19 protein-coding genes, 3 pseudogenes and 1 riboswitch are annotated in these 23,127 nt (G+C 60.8%); of the genes and pseudogenes, 10 read left to right on the forward strand and 12 right to left on the reverse strand.

Annotation, left to right across the window (positions count from 1 at the left end; all coding sequences use genetic code 11):
- Positions 1-913 precede the first annotated feature (913 nt).
- The 8 genes and pseudogenes from V1277_RS31535 (at position 914) to V1277_RS31570 (ending at position 8,444) form a co-directional block, all read left to right on the forward strand.
- Positions 914-1,196, forward strand: a pseudogene (locus V1277_RS31535) (AbrB/MazE/SpoVT family DNA-binding domain-containing protein).
- A gap of 510 nt (positions 1,197-1,706) precedes the next feature.
- Complete coding sequence (locus tag V1277_RS31540) at positions 1,707-1,868, forward strand: hypothetical protein (RefSeq protein ID WP_334419617.1); 162 nt, start codon at positions 1,707-1,709, stop codon at positions 1,866-1,868.
- Between the two features lie 174 nt (positions 1,869-2,042).
- Entirely contained in the window at positions 2,043-2,711 is a 669-nt protein-coding gene (locus tag V1277_RS31545) for a phosphoribosylanthranilate isomerase (RefSeq protein WP_334419618.1), read from the forward strand.
- A gap of 35 nt (positions 2,712-2,746) precedes the next feature.
- The gene (gene parS, locus V1277_RS31550) at positions 2,747-3,232 is read left to right on the forward strand and encodes a type II RES/Xre toxin-antitoxin system antitoxin (protein ID WP_334419619.1); all 486 of its coding nucleotides are present in this window, start codon (positions 2,747-2,749) and stop codon (positions 3,230-3,232) included.
- 361 nt (positions 3,233-3,593) lie between these two features.
- On the forward strand, positions 3,594-4,061 hold the full coding sequence (locus V1277_RS31555) for a metallophosphoesterase family protein (protein ID WP_334419620.1): 468 nt from the start codon (positions 3,594-3,596) through the stop codon (positions 4,059-4,061).
- Positions 4,062-5,220: 1,159 nt separating this feature from the next.
- Complete coding sequence (locus V1277_RS31560; protein ID WP_334419621.1) at positions 5,221-6,006, forward strand: hypothetical protein; 786 nt, start codon at positions 5,221-5,223, stop codon at positions 6,004-6,006.
- 62 nt (positions 6,007-6,068) lie between these two features.
- Positions 6,069-6,452 (forward strand): hypothetical protein, encoded by a 384-nt coding sequence (locus V1277_RS31565; RefSeq protein ID WP_334419622.1) that lies wholly within the window; start codon positions 6,069-6,071, stop codon positions 6,450-6,452.
- A 537-nt stretch (positions 6,453-6,989) separates the two neighbouring features.
- The gene (locus V1277_RS31570) at positions 6,990-8,444 is read left to right on the forward strand and encodes an acetamidase/formamidase family protein (protein ID WP_334419623.1); all 1,455 of its coding nucleotides are present in this window, start codon (positions 6,990-6,992) and stop codon (positions 8,442-8,444) included.
- A gap of 273 nt (positions 8,445-8,717) precedes the next feature.
- Here the strand turns inward: V1277_RS31570 and bfr are convergent, their stop codons facing one another.
- Complete coding sequence (gene bfr, locus V1277_RS31575; RefSeq protein ID WP_334419624.1) at positions 8,718-9,200, reverse strand: bacterioferritin; 483 nt, start codon at positions 9,198-9,200, stop codon at positions 8,718-8,720.
- A 638-nt stretch (positions 9,201-9,838) separates the two neighbouring features.
- Between bfr and V1277_RS31580 the strand changes: the two genes are divergently transcribed.
- Positions 9,839-10,588 carry a cupin domain-containing protein gene (locus tag V1277_RS31580; RefSeq protein WP_334419625.1) on the forward strand — a complete coding sequence of 250 codons (750 nt, stop codon included), beginning with the start codon at positions 9,839-9,841 and terminating at the stop codon, positions 10,586-10,588.
- A gap of 241 nt (positions 10,589-10,829) precedes the next feature.
- On the opposite strand, the pseudogene V1277_RS31590 reads toward V1277_RS31580, so the two are convergent.
- The 8 genes and pseudogenes from V1277_RS31590 to V1277_RS31625 form a co-directional block, all read right to left on the reverse strand.
- Positions 10,830-11,997 (reverse strand): annotated as a pseudogene (locus tag V1277_RS31590) (IS1182 family transposase); the annotation flags it as partial.
- Between the two features lie 1,054 nt (positions 11,998-13,051).
- Positions 13,052-13,234, reverse strand: a complete 183-nt coding sequence (locus tag V1277_RS31595) for a hypothetical protein (RefSeq protein ID WP_057855957.1) — start codon at positions 13,232-13,234, stop codon at positions 13,052-13,054.
- Positions 13,235-13,651: 417 nt separating this feature from the next.
- Positions 13,652-14,085, reverse strand: a pseudogene (locus tag V1277_RS31600) (hypothetical protein).
- Between the two features lie 64 nt (positions 14,086-14,149).
- Positions 14,150-14,638: a hypothetical protein gene (locus tag V1277_RS31605; RefSeq protein ID WP_334419626.1), complete on the reverse strand. Its 489-nt coding sequence runs from the start codon at positions 14,636-14,638 to the stop codon at positions 14,150-14,152.
- Between the two features lie 138 nt (positions 14,639-14,776).
- Entirely contained in the window at positions 14,777-14,938 is a 162-nt protein-coding gene (locus tag V1277_RS31610; RefSeq protein ID WP_334419627.1) for a hypothetical protein, read from the reverse strand.
- A gap of 245 nt (positions 14,939-15,183) precedes the next feature.
- Positions 15,184-15,552 (reverse strand): VOC family protein, encoded by a 369-nt coding sequence (locus V1277_RS31615; RefSeq protein WP_334419628.1) that lies wholly within the window; start codon positions 15,550-15,552, stop codon positions 15,184-15,186.
- A 1,154-nt stretch (positions 15,553-16,706) separates the two neighbouring features.
- A complete protein-coding gene (locus V1277_RS31620) occupies positions 16,707-17,108 on the reverse strand; it encodes a hypothetical protein (RefSeq protein ID WP_334419630.1) in 402 nt (133 codons plus the stop codon).
- 13 nt (positions 17,109-17,121) lie between these two features.
- On the reverse strand, positions 17,122-19,485 hold the full coding sequence (locus V1277_RS31625; protein ID WP_334419631.1) for a TonB-dependent receptor: 2,364 nt from the start codon (positions 19,483-19,485) through the stop codon (positions 17,122-17,124).
- Positions 19,486-19,600: 115 nt separating this feature from the next.
- Positions 19,601-19,801, reverse strand: a riboswitch (cobalamin riboswitch).
- Positions 19,802-19,931: 130 nt separating this feature from the next.
- Here V1277_RS31625 and V1277_RS31630 point away from each other — a divergent pair.
- On the forward strand, positions 19,932-20,504 hold the full coding sequence (locus tag V1277_RS31630; protein WP_334419633.1) for a histidine phosphatase family protein: 573 nt from the start codon (positions 19,932-19,934) through the stop codon (positions 20,502-20,504).
- 7 nt (positions 20,505-20,511) lie between these two features.
- On the opposite strand, the gene cobT is transcribed toward V1277_RS31630, so the two are convergent.
- The 3 genes from cobT to V1277_RS31645 are packed head-to-tail and all read right to left on the reverse strand — an operon-like array spanning position 20,512 to position 23,090.
- A complete protein-coding gene (cobT, locus tag V1277_RS31635; protein WP_334419635.1) occupies positions 20,512-21,567 on the reverse strand; it encodes a nicotinate-nucleotide--dimethylbenzimidazole phosphoribosyltransferase in 1,056 nt (351 codons plus the stop codon).
- A 49-nt stretch (positions 21,568-21,616) separates the two neighbouring features.
- Complete coding sequence (gene cobF / locus V1277_RS31640) at positions 21,617-22,366, reverse strand: precorrin-6A synthase (deacetylating) (RefSeq protein ID WP_334419637.1); 750 nt, start codon at positions 22,364-22,366, stop codon at positions 21,617-21,619.
- Between the two features lie 46 nt (positions 22,367-22,412).
- Complete coding sequence (locus V1277_RS31645) at positions 22,413-23,090, reverse strand: energy-coupling factor ABC transporter permease (protein ID WP_334419639.1); 678 nt, start codon at positions 23,088-23,090, stop codon at positions 22,413-22,415.
- Between the last annotated feature and the right edge of the window lie 37 nt (positions 23,091-23,127).

Here is a 23,127-nt window from a genome sequence, read left to right on the forward strand (position 1 = left end):
TAGCGACCGGTGAAGCGTTGGTTCATCGTTGCCCTCAATGCGGAGTGCTCCTGAGTTGGTCGAGGATCAGAGCAATAGTGGACTGCGGATGTTGCAAATTCGACCTCCGCCACGCGGCATCCAGGTTACCGCCCGTGCTCTCATTGCGTTGGGCCGCCTAGCTCCCGAATAGTCATCGATCGACCGTTCGCAAGGGCCAGCTGTGTAAGGGGCACCGCCTGACCAACTCGCCTGCGCCCGCATCGACTGCAATGTAGCAGGGCCTTGTCATTGATGGCAAAGCCGCACCAATCGGGCTCGCGATTAGAGCCCCGGTTCAACCTCAGGCGGGCGGAACTTCCTCATCCGATCTCACCTCGGCGTCATAGACCTTAATCTGCAGCATCGGAAATTGCCGCTTTAAATCCCTCGCGCCGGTCTCTGCGCCCTCCTCCGTCCTGAATTTGGTTTGACTCGTCCGTTGACGACAATCGCGTAGCCAGCCGTCGGCAACTTCCAAGTCGACTTAGACGTAAGCAAATATCCAAATGTAACGTTCGGTTCGAGTCTCGCAGGCGGAGCAAGTCGGAAGCCGGAAGTTTCGCCGTCGCCTTAGCCTTACCCCTCCTAGAACTGGCGGTGCGACGAGGCCGGCGGATAAAGCGTGGATTCGACTTCGCATATGTTTCGTTGTGCGAATAGGCGCGTCGCGATCGCGCACGGCGGTGTCGTTTACGGTTCGATCTGAGTCATTCGAGCTCTATTTGAGTCTACTTTGTATCGGCGACCCCGCTGTCGTCCGCCTTGACTGCTCGGTGAGGTGAATGCCGTCCCGCTGCCCGACAAGTCCGAATGAAGGTCGCCCGGTATATTCCCGCGGCCTTGCTATCCCGGTCGAGTCCAGTTTACTTTCGTCTTACGGGATGAAGCTGCCATGTCCGCCAAGCCGAAACTGACAACCACCGTCTCGACCAAGGGCCAAGTGATATTGCCCAAGGTGATCCGGGAACAGCGGCACTGGCCCGCCGGGACCGAACTGGTGGTGGAGGATACCCCCGGAGGGTGTGTTGTTGAAGGCGAAGCCCGCCTTCGCGCCCACCCGGCCGAAAGAGGTGTTTGGCTCCCTACCCTATAAGGGGTCGGCAAAGTCGGTCGCAGATATGGAGGCGGGAATCGCCGCCGAGGCGAAACGACGGCATGCTCGCAATCGATACTAATCTCATCGTCCGCTATCTGGTGGGCGACGATCTCGGCTAGGCTGCCCGGGCATCGACACAATGATGTCTTCGTCTGCACCACAGTGCTGCTGGAGACCGAGTGGGTGCTGCGCAGCGTCTATGGGTTTCCGCTGCCCGGTGCGCCGAGGCCACATCACACCCCTTCCGCCAGAAAACTCACGTAAGCATCTGTTCTTGCTAAAAATTGTAGGCTGACTTTCAGCCCTGCCCCATCATTAGCCCTGCAAATGTCGCGGGACATCACGCGTCTCGGCACGCTTCGATCTTCCGAAGGTCGTGCAGTGCTCCGCTGGCGTGGCTCCCTATCGTCCGGATGCCCTTGCTGCTCACAACGGCTTCAAAAGCTACTGAAGCGGCGCCTCAGCTCGAGAGCGCCGCGCATGGCGCCTTCGCCGGTGCTGAATTCCGCCTTCAGAAGCCTATCTATTTCGATGGCGAAGCCGGTTTGCGGGAGTTGGATCGATCGTCCCGGCATCGGGCATCCGCCGGATGGACGACCGGCGGCTCCCGTTCCGGCAGGAAGGTGCTCGACGCCTCGCCAGACGCGAAGACGTGGGGAAGCTCAAAGCCGACATCGAGCGTCAGGACAGGCTGCTTCGCGCAGCTGCCGAAACCGACGAGGTCGATTTCCAGCTCGAGCCGAAGCTGTGAGCATGCTGCGGGCCGCGGTGTCGAAAAGGGGAGGACTGACATGAGCGTGACCTACTATGTCGCGCTGCCGTTCATCCCTTCGGACGACAGCATCGCCGCCGGTGAGGCCGTCGAGTGCTTCAGATTGCGTGCAGAACGCGGCTCGATCGCGGCCGCGTGAACCGGCGAACGACCATGCTGACGCAAATCTATGAGATCTCCAGTCCTTATGAAGCGCGGGCCGTCTCGGAAATCGGAATTGACCACGTCGGCGTCTTGGTCGGCGACGGCGAATTTCCGCGCGAACAGCCGCTCGCTCGGGCGGCCGAGATTGCCGGTGCCATAGCGGCACCGGCGAAGCTTTCGGCCCTCTTTCTCACGGCACGAGCGGACTTCATCATCCAATGGGCAAAGGCGTTGAAGCCCGCGACCGTCCACCTTGGCGCGGCGCCTGAACTGCTCGATCCGGCTGACGTCGCGGCCATCAGCGTGGCACTGCCGGGCAGCGCGATCATGCGCAGCATACCGGTCTACGGAGAGGAAAGCGTCCACATCGCTCGGAGCTACGAAGGTGTTGCCGACTATCTTCTGCTGGATAGCCATCGGCCGTCGGACCAGCAAATCGGCGCGCTTGGCGTGACGCACGACTGGAGCATCAGCCGGCGGATCGTCGAACTGGTCGGCACCCCGGTTATCCTCGCCGGCGGGCTTGGTCCCGATAACGTCGCGCAGGCGATCAGCATTGTCGGTCCCGCCGGCGTGGACTCGAAGACGAAGACGGATAGAGACGGCACTCACACAAAAGATCTGGAGCGCGTACGACACTTCTACGAAGCGGCGCACGCTGCTGTGGAGCCGGGTTGATCCGGGTAGGTTAACGACAGTTGACGGAGGCTTCGATGACGAATCCGTATCGCGACAAGGCTCAGCCGGCCGAAGAAGCCCGGTGGGCGAAGGTCGCCGGCTTGCTAGGGGCGCCATCCACCCTGCGAAAGGTGCCGCGGAGCCCGTTGGAAGCGCACGAGATGCTGCTCAACGGACTGCCGTCCGGTGCGCTCTTGCATCTGGTCCGGAAGCTGGTGCTTCTCCGCTGGGATGACTCGTTCGCAACGGCGATCGGAATGAGTCATCGCACCTACCAACGCCACGTCGCGGCGAGCGCCAGGCAACTCAGCCCGGAGCAGAGCGGACGAACGTGGAAGCTCGCGGAAATCTTGGCGAAAGCGACGGCCATTTTCGGGACCAAGGCGGAAGCCGAGCAATGGCTGGAACGGCCCGCTATCGGCCTGAACCAGCGCAAGCCGGTCGATCTGTTGGCGACGCCGGCCGGCACCGGACTGGTCGAGGATTTTCTCGTCCGGCTTGAGCACGGCGTCTACGAATAGCATGACGTTCGGTCGACGTACTCGTCGCACCATCTCGCCATCTCTGCCCGCGAACTGCACGATTCCAACTAGCGGGCTGGGTGTGCTCTAAAGGAACTACGAGTCTGATGGGACAAGAACTTTCAAGCTGGTCAATCAAACGGATTGGGAGTCAATGCGAGTCCCTGGCGTCGGATGCTGTCGAATTCCGGGTCCCCGTCAGCGCGGCCGGTTTGGCGCGACCCTGAGAGCACGGCCGGAGGTTATCAGCGCAGAACAGAGAATGGCTACATCATTTCTATAGATTGGCTACTCACTATTCACCACGCACAGGTCGTTCCTAAATCTTCAAGGGGCGTTCGGACGATCAGGACCACCCGTCGTGCTTAGAATCGGAGTTATCTCGGATACACACGGGATCCTGCGTCCTGAAGCCGAGCAACGGCTGGCCGGCGTGGCCCACATCATCCATGCCGGTGACATCGGCCGCCCCGAAGTCATCCACAGACTCCGCCGGATTGCGCCTGTTATTGCAATCAGGGGGAACGTCGATAAAGGGCCGTGGGCGGAGAATTATCCTGATACAGAGACGGTCAGGCTTGGCGACCAGTCGATCCATATCCTTCATGATATCCAGGATCTGCAACTCGAACCGGCGGCGTGCGGGATCAACGTGGTTATTTCCGGCCATTCGCATCGGCCGCTGATTGAGACCACGGGCGGGGTGCTTTATCTTAATCCCGGAAGTGCTGGACCACGCCGTTTCAACCTGCCTATCACGCTGGCGACGTTGGATCTGACTGCAAGTGGTCCCAAGGCATTACTACATCATCTTACCGGTACTGGATAAGTGCAGGCAGTGCGCCTTGGGTGAACGGGGCCAGCTCGTCCAGCCAAATCCGGACTTGCAGGATCGGCCGCTCTTGGCGCAAACCGGACATTCGGCCGGACCCGCTCCGCACGCGCATCAAAGAATGCACGTTGGCGTCATTCGAGCAGCCGCGTGGCGTCTCGTCCATCCGGATGCGATAGGGCGCGACGCCCGTGGTCCGGTCGGGCGGATCAGGCCCAACCGGATCTCGGCTTTCACCTAGTCGTGAGTTGGGTCCGCTGCCTGCGCGGGTCTACATCAAGGGCGGGTTGATCGAGACGGTCTCTCGCGCCACGAGCGCCAGAAGGACCTGAGTCGACAGTGCCAGTGCCCGACGGGGCCAGCGCCGACAGTGCCAGCGTCCTAGCGGCCCGAGAAAGCGAGCATCAACCTCCGCGCCCACGCGGCGCAAACGCTTGCGCTGCGAGTTGGGCGCGGTTGGTTAGTTATAGGCCGTTTTCGTCTGATGATCCTATAAGCCTTCGCGAGCCTCTTGCGCGGTGGTGCGACGTGAATGTCATCGCCACGCGCTCGCCTGCTGTGGGTTCACTTGTCATGAGCGAAAGCATCTCATCGGTATTGCTCGATGCGCATTGCGCAAGAAGGCAAGGTCTCAATGCCATCGCCCAGCGACAACGCGCTCGGCTTGGCGGGGTCGTCGCCTTCGCTCGCGCCAACTCGCCCTATTATCGCGAACTCTATCAGGGCGTACCGGAGCGGATTGAGAGTTCGTCCATGCTGCCGGTGGCTAACAAGCAAGAGCTAATGCGTCATTTTGACGACTGGGTCACCGACCGCGAGGTTAGTTTCGCGGCAGTGCGAGCGTTCGTCGATAACCCTGAGCTGATCGGGCAACGCCTCCTTGGCGAGTATTCTGTGGCAACCACTTCGGGCAGCACCGGGACACCTGGAATATTTCTGTTGGACACACACAATTGGACGGTCACACTCGCTTTTTCGCTGCGCATGATAATGGGCTGGCTTAACGCCAGCGACATGTTTCGTCTCCTCGTCCGCGGCGGCCGCGCGGCGTCGGTGCTGGCGATGGCGCGGCCATTACATCGGCGCAACCAGCTTTGCTGCAATCCGCACAAAACGGTCGGCCCGACGATTACGGGCGCTTCCGGCGCAGGCGCCGTTGCGCAATCTGGTCGCCGCACTCAATCGGTACCGCCCGGCTCTGCTCATCGGATACGCCAGCGTCATGGCACTATTGGCCGCCGAGCAGGATGCCGGTCGCCTGCATATTCAGCCGGTGCTGGTTCTTCCGACTTCGGAAGGGCTTTCGCAGGACGGATACGACCGGATCGCAAGGGCATTCCACGCCAAGGTCCGGACCGTTTACGTCGCGACGGAATGCCTGTTCATGGCCATCGGCTGTGAACACGGTTGGTATCATGTCAACAGCGATTGGGTGATTCTCGAACCCGTCGATGCGAGCTATCGGCCGGTTCCGCCCGGCGAGGAGTCGCATACGGTCCTCCTGAGCAACCTCGCCAATCGCGTGCAGCCGATCCTCCGCTACGATCTAGGCGACCGCATCCTGCAACGACCTGATCCTTGTCCTTGCGGCAATCCGCTTTCGGCGATCCGCGTGCGGGGCCGCACTGCCGACATCCTCACCTTCCCAACCGAACGCGGAGAGAAAGTCGCAGTGCCACCGCTCGCGCTTGAGATCGATCATGTACCCGGTGCGGAGTTGTTTCAGATAGTGCAGACTGCGCCAACACAATTGCGCGTTCGCCTACATCCCGCAGCCGACGCTGACCCAAATCGGGTTTGGCGGGCGGTGCATTCCGAATTGACCAAGCTGTTGAATGAGCATGGGCTTGGTCACGTGTCTGTTGAGTTGGCCGCCGAACCGCCAGTTCCATCTTCCGCCGGAAAGTGCCGCACCGTCATCCCACTGGTTTCGAGCGCTTGAAGACTCATGAGAGCTTAGGCGGATCGCGCTGCTGCTAAGTGGTCCTAACGAGAGCCAAGGTTATGAAACTAACCTATACGGATTCACGGGATGGAAGGGTGATTATTGGGTTCACCGATGAGCGCGGTAAACACGAAATCGCTCTATGCACAGTAGAGACGGCAGACCTTATCGGTGCGTTGAGGACCTCGTTAGAGGAGGCGATTGGAAGTCCGGCCGCAGACAGCATGGCCCTTCCCGGCATTGAACGAGTGCGGATCGTTGAGACTGCGGAAGAAGTGGTGTTCCGCGTTTATATGAATGATCGCATTTCGCATGATTATCCGGTTCCGAGAGGGACCGTTCTTGCGGATGAGCTTCGGATGCTGGCAGACCGGATGGAGGCGCGCAATTCGGCAAAGGCCACACATCCATCGTCCGATACCCAAAAGGGCAAACTGAATTAGCGGATGGCGCGTACTCACAAATCGCCACCGTTCTGCAATCTCTAAGTGATGTCTGCTTAGCTCCCACGAGCGACGGAAAAGCGGAAATCGCGGGAGGTCCGGCCAGGGTCACAAAGCTGATGTCAGGCGAACGACCGCTTATGGCGCAAACCGGACATTCGGCCGGACCCGAACGTCTCAGAAGGGCCAATGACAGACATCGCCCATCATTCGACCACGTTATCAGCGCGCAATAGTATTGATGTCAGAACTTCAATACCTGTCATTTTCGCGGTCTTCAGAGTCACCATTGCTGAGAATTTGTTGCATGGCAGCGGTGGACACCCTTAGCGCTCAAGCAATGTCCGTGTTTCTCAAAGTTTGAGCACACAATGCTTAAGCAATAGGCGAGCGTCTAATTATGCTTGGCTTCGTTATGCGGCGACGCGGCCTTCGCCCAACAGTCGAACTGACATGACGCACAAGTTTGACTGTTCCGATGAACTGCGATGGGATGAAGGTGCGCGTAAAATGCACGTTCAAACCAGGAGAGATCCGATGTGCGCGGGTGACGACAAGAACTGTCCGGAATTCGAATTGCACCACCGCAAGTTCAAGGAAACGCTCGATCGGGAACGCCGGTCGTTCTTGAGGTCCAGCTTCGCCGCGGCCGGGGGCGCGGCGGCGATGTCCGCGGCCGGCATTTCTCTGGTGACGCCGCAGATGGCGGCTGCCGCCGAGAAGAACCAACCAGCTAAGCGGTCCTACCACCATTTGCCGGCGAATGCCGACACAGTGCATTGGGGCTATTTTAGCAAGAAATTGAAACCGCAGGTCGAGGTCGATTCCGGCGACTTCATCACCATCGAGGCGTTAACCCACCATGCCAACGACGACGCCGAGCGCATGGTGAAGGGCGATCCCGGCGCCGAAAGCGTGTTCCTGTGGACCAAGGAGAAGAAGGGCGTAAACCGACGCGGCGCAGGACCGATGGATGCCTCGCTGTTCGGGCGTGGCGCCGGCGAGGGCCTTGGCGTGCACATCTGCACCGGCCCGGTCTACGTACGCGGCGCCCAGGAGGGGGACGTGATCGAGTTGCGCATTATCGACGTCACGCCCCGGCCTTGCGCCAATCCGCACTATCCCGGAAAGGCTTTCGGCAGCAACGCGGCCGCATGGTGGGGCTTTCACTATAAGGACCTGCTCACCGAGCCAAAGCCGCGCGAAGTGGTCACGATCTACGAAGTCGACGCCACCGGCGAACGCAACTGGGCGAAAGCCGTGTATAATTTCCGATGGACTCCACAGACGGACCCCTCCGGCGTAGTTCACAAAACCATCGACTATCCTGGCGTTCCAGTCGATCACTCTACGATCAAGGAGAACCACGGCATCTTGAAGAATGTGCGCATTCCGATACGCCCACATTTCGGCGTGATAGGCTTGGCGCCCAAGGAGGCTGATATCGTCGACTCGATTCCGCCGAGCTATACCGGCGGCAACATCGATAATTGGCGGATCGGCAAGGGCGCGACGATGTATTATCCCGTTGCGGTCGAAGGTGGCTTGTTATCGGTTGGCGACTCGCACGCTTCTCAGGGAGATTCCGAGCTGTGCGGTACGGCAATCGAATGCTCGCTGAACGGCACCTTCCAGATCATCCTGCACAAGAAAAACGATCTCGTCGGTACGGCTCTCGAAGCTCTGGACTATCCGATGCTGGAAACCAAGGACGAGTGGCTGGTGCACGGCTTCAGCTTCGCCAACTATCTCACCGAATTAGGGGACAAGGCACAGTCGGACATTTACTCGAAATCGTCGGTTGACCTTGCTTTGCGCGATGCGTTCCGGAAGATGCGCAAATTTTTGATGACGACCAAGAAGCTCACCGAGGATGAGGCGATCTCTTTGATTACGATTGGCGTCGACTTCGGCATCACCCAAGTGGTGGATGGAAATTGGGGCGTCCACGCAGTCATCAAGAAGGATATCTTCGCCGGCGGCGAGACCTGATCCGTAACACCGACGCGGTCGGCTTCGGCGGGAGCTGGTCGCGTCGCGCTGCATTCGGGGCAACCGCGCTGAGGTCCGTCTCGGGTCAAGCGCGTCGTTCTGGCTGTGCGCCGATGACTTCCGGTCTACCCCGATGAACAGACATCCTCAGTGTCCGCCGGCATGTCTCAAAGGTGCCAACAACGGACATTCCTCATCTGGCTCTGGCTCGCGAGAGCTATCGATAGTTGGCCGAGTCTGGCTTGGCTGCTCGCACGTATCGACCTCAACACCTCAGTCTTCGCCAAGTTCTCCGATATGATGTTGGGCATAGAGCTCGGGGCCGATCTTCGTGACGAGATCGACCTGGGATTCCAGAAAGTCGATGTGCTCTTCCTCATCGTGCATCAGGGTCTCAAACAGGCTTCGTGTCCCGTAATCTTTGACCGAATGGCAATGGGTCGCGGCTTCAGCGTAGAGGGAGTGCGCTGACAACTCGGCCTTCAAGTCGCTATCGAGCACAGCCTTCACGGTTTTCCCGATATGAAGGGACTCCAGCGTCTGCATATTGGGAAATCCATCGAGGAAGATGATGCGTTCGATGAGCTTGTCAGAATGCTGCATCTCTTCAATGGATTCCTTGCGCCATGTCTTGGCGAGCTCTTTGTAGCCCCAATTGTCGAGCAGACGGTAATGCAGCCAGTACTGGTTCACCGCGGTGAGTTCGTGGCGCAGCGCTTTGTTGAGGTACTCGATAACGTCTTTATCGCTCTTCATACTCTGCTCCTTTCGCGGGTGCGACTTTGAGTGATTTATCCACGCTCTAGCTTACCACACACGGCAGGCTCAAAAATCGGGAAAGCGGACGCGGCCGCCTCGCACCGGCTCGCCGTTCAGCGGGATCCCTGCTTTCGCAGGGAAAAGTATCGACTACAAACGGCGCAGGAAAAACAGGAGAGTTCTGTCCATGATCGAGGGGATCAGCGCAGTCACACTGTGCACCCGCGAAATGCGACGAGCTGTCCGGTTCTACCGCGCGCTAGGGTTCGAGGTCCTGTATGGCGGCGAGGAGTCATCATTCACAAGCTTTCGAGCGGGACGAGCTATCTCAACCTCATCGCCCAACCTACCGAGCGGCGCTGGTCCTGGTGGGGCGGGTAATCTTCTACGTTGCCGATGTTGACGCACTTTACGACCGTGCGCTCGTACGGGATTGCAGCCAGCTACCGTGCCCAGCGACGCCGAATGGAGTGAGCGCGTCTTCCACCTCGTCGACCCCGACGGCCACGAACTCAGTTTCGCTCGGCCTTTGCACCCGGATTCCGTCCAATAGCAGCCCAAAGCGACCCGCCATTCCAAGAGGCGCCGGGAGGGCGTATGGTGCTCCGATTTTCCGCTGACCCTGGGAGGCAATCATGCAATTCAGGACAATCGGACTAATGTTGCTCGGCGCATTGGCGCTTCCCGCCTCCGGGAGCGCACAAACCACCCCTGCTCCACCGGCAATTACACGAACGGTGGTCGCCGCAACCAAACTGGCGACCGTCACGGAGGTGCCGCTCTATTTCAAAGCGGTGAGCGTCACCCTTCAACCGGACGCGATGAGCGCCATCTCGGCGGCCGACGGCATCCTCTACCAGATGTCAGGTACGACCCAGGTCGCGCTCGATGGTGGGGCCAAAAGGCTCAACCCCGGTGAGGGGCTGTTTATCGCCCGCGGAAAGATCGCGGCGCTAAGGGCAGGCGCCAACGGGCCATCTACTTTCCTTCACTTCTTGCTCGCTGCCGCCGCAGACCTGGATCGGCCTGCCGAAGCGGCACCTGCGGCCGTGACAGAATTATATCGCTCAGCGAACCCAATTCCCGACCTGAAGCCAGGTAGTTATGATCTCAATCTCACGCGAGTCATATTTCCGGCGGGGATGCCCTCCAACCCGCCACACCATCGGTCGGGCGCGGCGCTATACTTTATCGTCTCCGGCACCGGGGCCAACACGGTCGATGGCAAGACGGAAGCAAGGGGACCGGGTTCCTTGATCTATGAACCGTACGCCCTCGTGCACCAATGGGGAAACCCAGGCAACGAGCCGTTGATATTCCTGGCCTTCAACATCAATCCGGAAGGTATGGCAGCCGTGCTTCCGAGCTCGCCTGCAAATCAATAGCGACTTTGTTCAGGAAGTTGGGGGGCTTGCTGAGACAGAAGGGCCGTCATCCTGACATCAGCTTCGGCTGGGGCTATGCTACGGTCTCTCTGAGCACCGAGAAAATCAAAGGATGGCAACGAACGGTCGCACCGTCACCGTGTTCGGCGGAACCGGCTTTCTCGGCCGCCGCATCGTTCGGCATCTGCGCTCTCGCGGATTTCCCGTTCGGATCGCGTCAAGGCATCCGGATCAGGGGCAACGGCGTACATTGGCTCTTGATCGCGCAGCCTTGGCAAGCTGCCGTCGACCAGTAACGGCGCAGCGTCATCCCATGCTCGACGTTGGTGTAATGATAAGGCAGCAGCTGGCCCGATGGGCAGCGGTAGACGTCCTCTTCAGGCAGATAGGCGAAGTCCTGTTTGCCGAACCGGCCCTCCGCCTTCGCGCCCGACGTCATCGGCTTGGGCAAGGTGACTGACACGCCAGCCTCTTCGCAGGCCAGTATCTCCTGTCCGTCGAAGTAGCCACGGTCTGCGACTGCATCGAGCTTGTCCACGTCGAGCGTCTCTTTGGCCTGCTTCGACATCCGAGCAAGCTGTCCACGGTCGTTGCCGACGTTGATGACCCTCGTGCGTAACGATCAGATGGTGTTCGGTGTCCACGGCGACCTGGACATTGTAGCCGACGACGCCCGATTCGCGTCCGCTGGTGGCCATCGAACGGGCATCCGGATCGGTGAGCGATATCTGTTGATCCGGCGTGTTGCGCATCTGCGCGTCGAGCGCTTCCAGGCGGCTCATCTCCTGCTTCAGCCGAGCGATCTTTTCTTTGATCCTCGTCGTCTTGATGCTGATCGCTTCCGATGGCTCCTGCCGATCGGCGCTATCGAGTTGACGAAGATATCGACCGACGCTTTCCTCGATCTGCGCCATCCGCCTCGCCATCTTGGCGTGTGTGAAGTTGCGGTCGCGGTTGTTCACCGCCTTAAACTTGCTGCCGTCGATTGCGACGCTTGGGGTCTGCAACAGGCCCATTTGCCGGCATAGCGCAACGAACTTCGCGCAAACCTTCCGGATCGCCGCGCCATTGTCCTTCCGGAAATCGGCGATCGTCTTGTGATCGGGAGCCAGGCGCCCGATCAGCCACATTACCTCGACATTGCGGCACGACCCACGTTCCAGGCGGCGACTGGATTGCACCCGATTGAGATAACCGTAGATGTAAAGCTTCAGAAGGACTGCCGGATGATAGCAGGGCCGGCCCGTCTCCTTGGCGATCGCACGCTCAAACCCCATTCCATGCAGGTCGAGCGCCTCGACGAACACATCGATCACATGGACCGCGTTGTCCTCGCCTACCCAATCCTCCAAACATTCCGGCAAGAGCGTCAGCTGGGATCTGTCCGCGCCTTCAACGAAGCATCCCATCCGTATCCCCCATCAGGAAACGGAGGAATCGTAGCCGACTCGCGGCTTTTCACACAGCCAGGGTCAATCGCGTCGCTTTGGCGGTCGGTCAGCCACTTCCGGTCCACCCCGATCAGCGGACATTCGCAGGGTACGTCAGCACGTCTCAGACGTCACACAAGCGGACGTTCCACAGCTTTGATCGGGCGGCTGAACGGGAGCGTCGCCGCGACTGGGAGCGGCGTCTGGAGAACGCCAGAACCTTTAAGAGGAACTGACCATATCTCATCCACCATTGTCTTGGCGAACTGTTCAACGGTGTAGACGCGTCGCGAGCTGTCTGCCCGCGCCTTTCTGGCGGAATAAGATCACGCTGGCGACGCACCGCTGCCACATACTGCACATGATCAGGTGGCAAGATTGCGACAGCAGTATCGTTGAATTGGCGGATGTACCCAATTGACGATCCAAGAAGCCCCCGGAGATGATCTCTCCGAGGGCTTCCTAGCTTTTGGCGACACTGCGTTACAGCGCGAACCTGACTAACGCACCGAAGCGCGAGAGTTAGGCGGTCGCGCCCCTTCGTCCTCCGCTAAAGATGGGCTCGTACCGCCGAAGCTGAGATAAACGAGCGCGCATTCTGCGTGAGCACGTTACCGGGAACTGCGCATAAACAATGCTACGTATCTTCGTCGCTTCTGTCGCATTGGTGGCGGTCACGATTGGGCTTCTGCTCCACTCGACCCACCACGGCATGCAGATTCTCGGACGCACTGCGGCTTTTGGACCGAAATAGAGGCCGGACTATCGTGCCGCTAACCTGTCGAGGTTGCCCTAGGCGATGTCATGATGGCGTTGTCTGTTGTGCTGCGGAATGGTGCTGAGATTGACTAATGATCTCAGACAAGCGCGCAAACCGGCAGCCGATGTCGGCTTGTCGGGGCAGAGCGGACCTCCTTTGGAGCCGCTTCCAAGTCTGGAAATGACCCAATCTGCGACACTGGGCAGCACTCCAGAAAGTGCACGATCTCACTTGATCGGCGGAATGATTCGCCCAGGCGGCGATGTCCTGAGCCTACGCGCTTATGTTCAACTGCCGCAGCACGTCAGCGATGAGTTGCTTCACGTCCTGATGGCCACCGTTGTTGAAGGTGATGCGCGTGCCTTGTCCGTCGGGCAGTGGTGTGGCGGTCACGATCCTATCCGTGTTGATGACGATGGGCTGATCGTCCGGTTGCGTGAACTGCACGAATGCCATGAAGGATCGATCCTGCCTGTTGGGCGCGCGAGCCGCGCGCAGCGCCCCGAAACCTGCGACGCGCGGGCGTCAAGGTCAAGCCTGTGTACCGAAAGCGTAAAGGCGAGGCTTCAAATGGCTTGTGGCGTTTGTGCCCGCTCCACCCGACGCGCCGCCTCGCTTCCCGGTGAGGGCGGCACTCATCTACGCGGTTGCGGAATGACCGCTGTTGGCAGTGCGCGCTTTCCGCTATTTGGTCGCTATCAGCGGAAAAGCGGACGTCGCGGACATCGCGTTTGTGTAGATGCGGAGGTCATACGAGGCGGGCCGCTGCTAGAGGTGGCGTGGCGGGCGCGGTAGAGAAGCTTGGCGAGCCGCCCAGGTTCCGCGCGGTTGCTGTGAGCGCATTTCTTCCCCGCACACAATCCGCGGGCGGTTTTACTGCGTCAGATATCTATATGCGACAATCAGAGCCACCATGCTCGCGAAAATCAGCAGTGCCGAGAGGGATTTTCGGATCATTGGCCTCGTCGAATGGCGGGCAGCCGATGGAGCGGGCTGAGGTTTAGGCCGTCTCTGGAAGCGCACGACTTTGCCCTCTGTCGTTGTGTGCGGGCCTTTGGTTCCGGCGCCGCGCCCACGCCTCCCATCTCGCTGTAATAAGCGCTGTAGACCTCGCGAACGGCCAGGGCCGTGGACTCGGCCTCGCTCATCGTCTCGAGTCGGGTTCGATAGTTAGTCAGAAAGCCCTGTGCGTTTGACGGAAGGTCATCGAAACCACCGAGCTTGGCCATCATGAGCCAAGTGGCAAAATCCGCCTCGGCTTTCGTGCGAGCTTTCTTAACGATACTGGCGTTGGAGTTAGAGGACATGGTGGTCCGATTGGTTCGCCCGCCCAAACTCGCCGGCTTTCTTGGCTATCTTTGGACGGTTCGCTTAGGTATCTCGGTTGACCTCGCGCTGGCTTGGCGCGCCAGGATTTGCCCTGGCGCCGAAGCCGCCAAGCGCGCTGGACCAAATTAAGGGCTTGCCGGCCGGCATCGTTAATCCGACTAACGGCACGAACCGGACTCGCCCACGCTTTCGCCAAGGTCCGCTGTTGAGGGCAGACCGGAAGAACTGAGAGCCGTCAACGAGCGCCTCAAGGAGTTCGACAATGGCACCAAGCGGACGTGCAGAAGCCGTACTGCGATGTCCGTTATCGGGGATGAACGGACCTAGCTCGGACGCGAAGCTGATGTAGGTTAGCAATCCGCCGACACCATTAAATTGAATTTTAGATTTCGGTGCCCCGGCGCCGTGCACGAAGTTAAGGTCGGGGACCAGGCCACGAACGTGCTTGCCATCTACGTCGTGGAATAGCTGCCCGTCGAGCAGCCGACCCAGTTCGAGCTGGTTATCAACCTTAAGACTTAAGAATGCCAAGGCACTTGGCCTCGTCATCCCGCCGTCGCTGCTTGCCCACGCCGATGAGGTGATCGAATGAGATGGCGAGTCGGCTTTTCGCACCTGAACAGGAAATTCCCAGGCTGCTTTCGGATCATGCTTTAAGACAAAACCGGATCACCGCTGTTCTTGAAGAATCGGTGCACCGAGTTCATCGAAACGAAAGAGCTGAAACACCCGCTGGCCATTAAAGTCGAGCACTCTCAAATCATCGGTCTCGTGCAGATCGCTCTCGACTGCTTGAAAATGCCCGCCGTAGCGCTCCCTAGCGAGCGACACTGGAACCTCAAATGCGACGAACTTGCCAATTCCTTTGTGCTTCCGCTTATCGAGGAGCTTCGGATCGTGTAAGTGATAACGATTCCGGGGTCGACATGATCTTGTACTCTTGGACGGTCCCGGCATGCTCGGTCGCATCGAGGTAAGTGAAACGGATTAGCCGAGGAGCCTCTTTCATCCACAATTCGACAGCATTTTCTGGAGTATCGCCTCGACCGAGTGTGGCGAAATCCTGCTTCGAGCTGCTATTGGCCGGAAGCCGGGAGCAAAGGCCGAGCGAAACTGAGTTCGTGGCCATCGGGGTCAATTAGGTGGAAGAAGCGCTCACCCCATTCGGCATCCTTGGGCACGGTAGCTGGCTGGTATCCCGCTGCGAGTGCACGGTCGTAAAGTGCGTCAACATCGGCAACGTAGAAGATGACCCGCCCCCACCAGGACCAGCGCCGCTCGTTAGGCTGGGTGATGAGGTTGAGATAGCTCGTTCCCGCTCGAAAGCTGGTGAATGACGAATCTTCGCCGCCGTGCAGGACCTCAAACCCCAGCGTGCAGTAGAATCGGACGGCTCGTGCCATTTCGTGGGTGCCGAGTGTAACCGCGCTGATCCCCTCGATCATGGACAGAACTCTCCCGTTTCATTTCCCCGCGCCGTTGCCACAGGCCCCAGACCGGCAGCTGGCGGCGGACGCTCGCCGCATCGGGCGGGAGCTTCCGGTTTCGCAACTTCCGCGGGGCGCTTACCTTCCTTCCAAATATCTGCGAATTAACTCGCGTTTGCGATCCCTCAGGCGCATACTCAGGCAATCACCGCTCCGCCTCCTAGGCATTACCGGTGACAGAGAGTGTTGCGCTCCCGCCTGTTCGAGGGAAGCATCATGCCCCAATCTCAACGCCTCTCGTCCGTCATTCCATTCGCTGCAATTGAGCGCCCCGCCTGTCCGAAGTGCAAGGCCCAGATGATGCTCGTTAGCATCGAGCCAGCACGCGCCCGGGGCGTCGACTTGCAAACGTTTGAATGCGCTGTCTGCAATCAGGTACTTACGAGCTTTGCCGCGTTCGAAGACCCCATGAAGTCCAAGGGCCTTGGACGCTGGCTTCAAGGCGATTTGCACTCACCGAAATAAGGCTCGCCGGCATGAACCGGCGGATAAGCTCGCGCCCTCGTTGTCAGATATCCTCGGTTTCAGCCTCCGGCTGGCTGCGGTAGGCGTCTCGGAGCCACAGGCGATTGAGGGGAGCGTCCGCGCTAAACGCGCGGGAGCCGCCGGGCTTCCCCAGCGGCTCAAGCGTTGCGTAGCGATGTGTTGCGACGCGCAGCGTCGCGTGGCGGAACGTTGCAATGCGCCGAGGCGCACCGCGTTGCCTACCGTGATGTCGATAAGTCCTACGCGTCTCATCGACCACCCCAACATGGTGCAGTCGCGAGGCGACTTCAAGACAGTGCTGCTGCCATAAAACCTGCGCTCTCTTTATGATTGTGCCTAAGAAGGCCGCAACTGCCGTAACGAGATGTAACAAAACGAGATGTAACAAAATCATGCAATATAATAGACACGCGCGTCGGTTTTGATTGCGATGCCTGCCTCGTCCGAGCCGGTCATCCTCATCAGCGCCGACCTATTCGAGGGGTGAAGAGCTTTCGCGGGCATTGAGTACGCAACTATCCTCGAACGAAGGAGAACACCCGTTTGTCGCAGTCGCCTAATCGACAACAGAAAAATCGAAATCTTCAAAGCCGTTCGGCACGCTCCATTGATCATAATCCGCGAGCTCAACGACTGACGCGCGCGAGATATCCAGGCCGGGCCCGCCTGCATGACCCCCTCGCCGCAGCGAGAGCAATGTCGGGAGATTTCACCGCGGCATTCGTCGCGTCCGACGCACGGATCGCCTGCCATTGCGACGACCCTGATACGACGTACACCGGCCCGTCGCTCCGCTGGATCAGGCGAACACGCGCGGCATCCTCGATCCCGCTGGCCCTGACGGCATCTGACGGACTGATGGTCACACGCGTGCTGTCCACGGGTGCAAGGCCGGCAAAGCGTTCCGCTTCCGACAGGGACGGAAACGGAACGAAATACATGACGATGCCGGTCGCAAACCACATCGCGAACAGGAGACAGAACGCGACACCGAGCCATCGGTGCAACAGGACTATTCCGCCCATCATGCGGGTTACGCCCCTACCACTTGAACGCAGCGGAGATCTCATAAGTGCGCGGGGCCCCCAACAGGATCTGATCGGGATAGAACGGATCGCCCCAGATCGCGTAACGCTTGTCGGTGACGTTTCGCACCCGGAATGTCAGCCGCGTCTGGTCGACGGCGTTGAACACCGATTTCGGTATGTCGACGAAGGCATAGAGGTCCGCGACGGTATAGGCGTTCATGGTCACTGTGTTGGCATCGGTATTATAGCGATCGCCGACGTGACGGCCGACGACGCCAAGCTCAATCAGCCAGGGCGTGAAGGATCGGTACGCTGCGCCGGCGTTCGCGACGACGCGCGGCACGTTCGGCGGTGTATTGCCGGAGAACGAGCCGCCGGCAAAGTTGTAGTCGGCATACCGCGCATCGACATAGGCGACGTTGCCCCAGACCCGCAATGCCTCCGTGACGCGCACGGCAGCCGCGAGTTCGACGCCCTTCGATTCCTGCCGGCCTGCAACGTTGAGCTGCATGCCGCCGGCGGCCGCATAGACGTTCTTCCGCTCGATGTCGAACGCCGAGAACGACCACTCCGCCCTGCTATTCCAGAACAGATGCTTCACGCCGGTCTCGTAGGTCTGCGACGTCGTCAGGTCGAGCGGCTGGCGCGGCCCTAGCAGGAAGATGTTGTTGGCTGAGACGTCGGCGCCGGTCGCGTACTGGCTGAAGAAGGTCAGCCCCGGGACCGCCTCCCAGGTGTAACCGATGCGCCCCGTCACCGGCGTCCAGGACTTGGAGAAGGGAAAGCCCGCCTTCACCACGCCATTCACATCGGTCGAGTTACGATCGAGCCCGATATGCTCCATGCGCAGGCCACCGACCAGCGCGAATGTCCGCGTGATCTTCAGGCGATCCTCGAACGACAGCGATTCATTGTCAATCCGCGCCGCCTGTTGCTGCGTCGTCAGCAGGCCGTAGTACCCGCGGGCAGGATCGACCAGCGTGACCTGATCGTGCGGGAAATTGGCGGCCCCCGGTCGGACGAAATCAAGGCCGCTTGCGGCAACTGTTGTCACCAGGCGGTTGTCCATGCCGGCGATGTTCGTATCCCAGGTCAGGTCGGTGAAGTTGCCGGCGAGCTTCTGGCTGTGCGCCACGTAGAAGCGTTCCCGGTCGACCAGGTTCACATTGGCATTGAACGCCTCGACCTCGTTGTTGAACCACTCCCGCTCTGCGCCATAGCCGTAGGCCTGGCTCCTCAGCGTCAGGCCGGGCGCGAGCTTGAGCTCGAAGCCGCCGCGCAGCCACACCTCCCTCGCGACATTGCGATTGTCGAGGACGTTGTAGTTGGTGTTGAAGGTGCGATCGTCGATCGTAACCGGGCCGAGGTTCGATCCATTGTAGTTCGAGACGTAGCTTCCCGAGACGATGCCGGTCGTGACATGCGATCCGCTGAAGGCGACCGGGACCAGCGGTACGCCCCAATAGGCCTTGCCGCGATCCTCCCGGTATTCGATCGCGCCCCAGACCTTGAGATTGTCGGAGATGCGGTAGTTGAGCTGACCCGAGATATCCAGCGTCTTGGTGTTGGTATCATCGGCAAAGCCGTTGAGCGAGGAGCGGCTGATGTCGAACCGGTAGTCGAGCCCCTGAACGTTGGTGCTACCGCCGGAGCCATAATAGCTGCGGAACGAGTTCAGCGAGTCATAGGAGAATTGGGCCTCGTTCCGGATCGGCCCGGTGTGTGGCTGCTTGGTGACGAAATTGATCGCGCCGCCGCTGGCCCCCTCGCCCGACAGCAGCGAAGCCGGACCTTTGAGAAACTCCACGGCCTCGAGATTGGCCGTGTCCATGATACGCGACGTCATGTTCTGGGGGCCGATTTTGATGCCGTTGTAGAGCACGTTGATCTGGCTGTTGGTAAAGCCGCGCATCGAGAAGGCCGATGGCTCGGCCGGATTGTCGCCGGACGTCACGCCGACCGCGCCTTGCGCCACTTCCGACACGGTCCGATAGCCCTGCTCGCGGATCGTCTCGGCCGAGATCACCTCCACGGTCGCAGGCACTTCACGCACAGCTAGGCCGAGGCGCGACGCGCTTGCGGCGATGGCGTTCGTGTTGAGCGGTGTCTGCGTCGTATCCCCGGTCGGCTTCGGTGCGGTCGCTGGCGAAGCAGCTCTATTTGCCGCCGCGCGGCGCGCGCCCTGCTCGTCGCGGCCGGACGGCTTGGCCTGCTTGCGCTTCTGGTCGGTGGGCGGAGAAATTTCGACCGGTGGCAATGGCTCGCGGGAGCCCGCCTGTTGCGCGCAGACCGCGGAGATGTCGAAGGCAGCAAAAGAAGAGAGAACGCCGGACGCGAGCAGGAACTTGCGCGGCCGCGCGGCACGGAGACAGGACATGGCTGAGACCTCGGTATGACGTCAGTGGCACGTCACAGCGAACCAGGTCTCAACCTTCGGCCTGTGAGGCCTCAGCTGAAGCCGAATGTCTGTACTCCCCGACCGACATTTTCGCGTGTGACCACGGCTGACGGCAGGTCTCCTGGCTTGCGGGTCGTTACCTTGCGTCGCCTTCCCGGGACCGAGATGCCCAGTGGCGCGTGACGCAAGATTCTCCGCTCACAGTTGCGGGGGCAGCTACGGCATTGAGGAAACCTCCTCGCACCGCATTCCCTTTTCATCCCCGTAAGGGGAAACCGTCGGAACCATCTAGGATTAAGTCGAACGCAGAGTCAATGTGCAGTCGCCGGTGCGACGTTCGTATGGAGCGACGGCCTGCATTGACAACGGCTCAGCCAAAAGTGCTATCGCAGGCATCGCAGTTCAGACATCCCTGGAGACGTTGAATGGAAGGTGAATCCTTCCTCTGGCTGGTCCGGCATGCCGTCGTCGACGGCATCGCAGGGACGATTCACGCTTCGGACGCTCCGGCCGATCTCAGCGACCGGACGCAACTGGACGCGCTGCGACAACATCTCCCGAAGGGCGCTGCGAGCCACGCAAGCCCGTCGCGGCGCACCGTCGATACGGCCCGCGCGCTGGGGCTTGATCCGATCCTGGTGAGCGAACTCCGGGAGCAGGATTTTGGCGACTGGACCGGAAAACGCCATGACGACCTCGCGGCCGCCGGCGGCGAAGGCTACGCAAGATTCTGGAGTGACCCCGCACGTTCGCGGCCGCCGGGCGGCGAGAGCTTTAAAGACCAGATCGTCAGGGTTCAGCGGGGCCTCGGCCAGCTCGCGGCGGGTTCGGCAACCCTTGTCGTCCATTCCGGCACCATCCGCGCCGCGCTGTGCATCGCGCTCGACCTCACGCCAGAGTCCGCCTTGCGCTTCGTGATCGACCCATTGTCCCTCACCCGCATCGACCGACTGTCGATGGGGTGGCGGGTGGTGTCGGTCAATCAGCGCGTTGGCTAAACCGCCGTCATCCGGCTGGACGATCCGGCACATTGGCCTGCGCAAAAGTCGCCATGCCGTTGTGCAGGGCGCATGCAAGCCGCACCAGCGGCAATGCGATCGCGGCACCCGATCCCTCGCCGAGCCTGAGATCCAGACTGACCAGCGGATGTACATTAAGGGCCCCAAGAACCAAGCGGTGTCCCTGCTCCGCCGATTGATGCGAGGGCAGAAGAAAGGGCTGACACGACCGATTGAGACGCACCGCCGTCAAGGCCGCCACCGAGACGATGAAGCCGTCGATCAGGACTGGAATGCGACGCTGCGCGGCCGCGATGATTGCACCGCAAATGGCCGCGATCTCGAGACTGCCGACCGCACACAGGATTCTTTCGGCAGAGGCACCCGTGAGACCATGCCGCGCCAACGCGGCATCGATCAAACGCGCCTTGCGGACCCGGCCGGCGGCATCGACACCTGTGCCACTGCCGGCAACCTCCTCCGCGCTCACGCCGAGCAAGGCCGAGGCGATCGCCGCCGATGTCGTGGTATTGCCTATACCCATCTCGCCGAAGATGAGAAGATCTGGCTGCCCGGCCTCCGCGCGCAACACGGCCCGCCTCCCGCATTCGAACGCAAAGGCCAACTCCGCCGGCTCAAGCGCCGCCTCCACGCTGAAATCGCGGCTGCCGCAGCGCGGCTTGTCGGTGACAATGCCCGCCAGCGGCGATTCCGCCAGCGTGCCGGCGTCGACGACCTCGAGACTCGAACCCAATTCGCGCGCCAGAACCGAGATCGCGGCGCCGCCCGCGGCGAAGTTCGCCATCATCGCGATGGTCACCTCCTGTGGATAGGCCGACACGCCCTGCGCCACGATCCCGTGATCACCGGCAAAAATGACGATCCGCACGCCCCCCGCCCGCGGGCGCTCCGTCTGCTGCAAGCCGGCAAGTTCGATCGCAATGTGCTCGAGCCGGCCGAGCGCGCCGATCGGTTTTGTCAGCTGCGCCTGGCGGGCCAACGCCGCCTCGCGATGCACGGCCGAGACGCCGGGGCATTTTTGGTAAACCCAATCGGGGAGCATGTTGTCCTGCCTCTGAATGATCTGCGTTCGCGCGGGCCGGTCAGCCGCGTCACGACCCGCGTTTGAGAATGTAGCTATCCATAATCCAGCCTTGCCGCTCGCGCGCCTCCTGCCGCGCAGCGACGATGCGAGGCCCCACCTCGGCGAGCTCACCGGAGATGATGATTTGATCGGGCATGCCGAGATAGGCGCCCCACCAGATGTGCAGTCCCTTCGGCTCCAGCGACTGAAAGGCCGCGCCGCCGTCGAGCATCACGACCACGGTATCGGTGCCATCAGGCCAGCCGCCTTCGCGCAACCGCCGGCCTGTCGTGACCAGGAAGGGCTCGCCGATGTCGTTGAGCGGCAGCGCATGCGCTGCACACAGCGTCTGGATCGACGTGATGCCCGGAACGACCTCGACCGTCGGGAACGGGTCAAGCCGTCGCGCGATCCGCAGGCTGGAATCGTAGAGCGACGGGTCGCCCCAGATCAGCAGCGCAACGCGTCCCGTGCTTCCAAGATCGCCCGCGATCGCTTGCGACCAGGTCGCGGCGACGGCATCGTGCCAGTCGTCGACGCCCTTGCGGTAATCCGCCTCACCGGCGTCGCGCACAGGCAGGTCGAACTCCGCGATGCGCGTCTTGTCGTTGGTGAGCACGTCGGCGCAGATCGTCCGCCGCAATTCCGCGAGATCGGATTTCGCGGTGCCCTTGCGCGGGATGAGGACGAGATCGGCGGCGTTGATCGCGCGGATCGCGGCAAGCGTGAGCTGCCCGGGATCGCCGCAGCCGATGCCTATCAAGGAGAGCGTCAGCATGCCTTCAGCGAAGGGCGGCCGTAAACGACCGCCCCTCACGTCGTCTCTATGCAGCGTTGTGCAGGCGCGGCGTAACAAAGCCATCGGCCGTAACGCCGCGCAGTGACTTTGCCAGCGCGAGCACGGCGAGATCCGCCAGCGGCTCGATCACGATGACCACCGCGTAGGATCCCGCGAAGGTCGCAATGTTGGCGAGGTTGGTGGCGCCAAAGCCCGCACCATAGAGCGCCCAGAACGCGACCCATGCCACGATGCCGGACTGATAGGCGGTGGAAAGCGCCAGCGCCTGGCGATACTGGAGATCAACATAGGCGGTGTTGCGGGGAATAACGCGCTGGGCCAGCGCCTGGATCGCGAACAGCGGCACCAGCAGCGTCGTCACGTTCATGCCGTATTGTGGCAGGTCCGCCGGTACAAAGAACAGGCCTTGCAGCAGAAGACCGAGCGCCAGCCCAAACGCGGCGGGTGCGGCACCGAACAGCAGGAACAGTGTGGAGCCGAGGATGAAGTGCACCTCGGAGACTCCGACCCGGAAGTGCGGAAGGATCTCGAAAAATGAGAACACCAGCGCGGTCGTCGCAATTGTACGCACAACGAACGAAGCGACGCCCTGCTCGCGCACGGCATCGAACGCAAGCTTGAGCGCAACACCGCCCGCGGCAATTCCCGTTGCATAGCTCAGCACGAGTTTTGCGCCCGTCACGATTTCCGGTTCGATATGCATGGCCTTACGTCCTTCCTGCCGTCACATCCGACGGCGT

The organism is Bradyrhizobium sp. AZCC 1588 (assembly GCF_036924735.1).
Classification (GTDB): domain Bacteria; phylum Pseudomonadota; class Alphaproteobacteria; order Rhizobiales; family Xanthobacteraceae; genus Bradyrhizobium.

Coding starts and splice junctions, on each gene's coding strand:
- V1277_RS31540 (WP_334419617.1), top strand. CDS start 1,707: ATGGACGACCGGCGGCTCCCGTTCCGGCAGGAAGGTGCTCGACGCCTC.
- V1277_RS31545 (WP_334419618.1), top strand. CDS start 2,043: ATGCTGACGCAAATCTATGAGATCTCCAGTCCTTATGAAGCGCGGGCC.
- parS (WP_334419619.1), top strand. CDS start 2,747: ATGACGAATCCGTATCGCGACAAGGCTCAGCCGGCCGAAGAAGCCCGG.
- V1277_RS31565 (WP_334419622.1), top strand. CDS start 6,069: ATGAAACTAACCTATACGGATTCACGGGATGGAAGGGTGATTATTGGG.
- V1277_RS31570 (WP_334419623.1), top strand. CDS start 6,990: ATGTGCGCGGGTGACGACAAGAACTGTCCGGAATTCGAATTGCACCAC.
- bfr (WP_334419624.1), bottom strand. CDS start 9,200: ATGAAGAGCGATAAAGACGTTATCGAGTACCTCAACAAAGCGCTGCGC.
- V1277_RS31580 (WP_334419625.1), top strand. CDS start 9,839: ATGCAATTCAGGACAATCGGACTAATGTTGCTCGGCGCATTGGCGCTT.
- V1277_RS31595 (WP_057855957.1), bottom strand. CDS start 13,234: ATGGCATTCGTGCAGTTCACGCAACCGGACGATCAGCCCATCGTCATC.
- V1277_RS31615 (WP_334419628.1), bottom strand. CDS start 15,552: ATGATCGAGGGGATCAGCGCGGTTACACTCGGCACCCACGAAATGGCA.
- V1277_RS31620 (WP_334419630.1), bottom strand. CDS start 17,108: ATGATGGGCGGAATAGTCCTGTTGCACCGATGGCTCGGTGTCGCGTTC.
- V1277_RS31625 (WP_334419631.1), bottom strand. CDS start 19,485: ATGTCCTGTCTCCGTGCCGCGCGGCCGCGCAAGTTCCTGCTCGCGTCC.
- V1277_RS31630 (WP_334419633.1), top strand. CDS start 19,932: ATGGAAGGTGAATCCTTCCTCTGGCTGGTCCGGCATGCCGTCGTCGAC.
- cobT (WP_334419635.1), bottom strand. CDS start 21,567: ATGCTCCCCGATTGGGTTTACCAAAAATGCCCCGGCGTCTCGGCCGTG.
- cobF (WP_334419637.1), bottom strand. CDS start 22,366: ATGCTGACGCTCTCCTTGATAGGCATCGGCTGCGGCGATCCCGGGCAG.
- V1277_RS31645 (WP_334419639.1), bottom strand. CDS start 23,090: ATGCATATCGAACCGGAAATCGTGACGGGCGCAAAACTCGTGCTGAGC.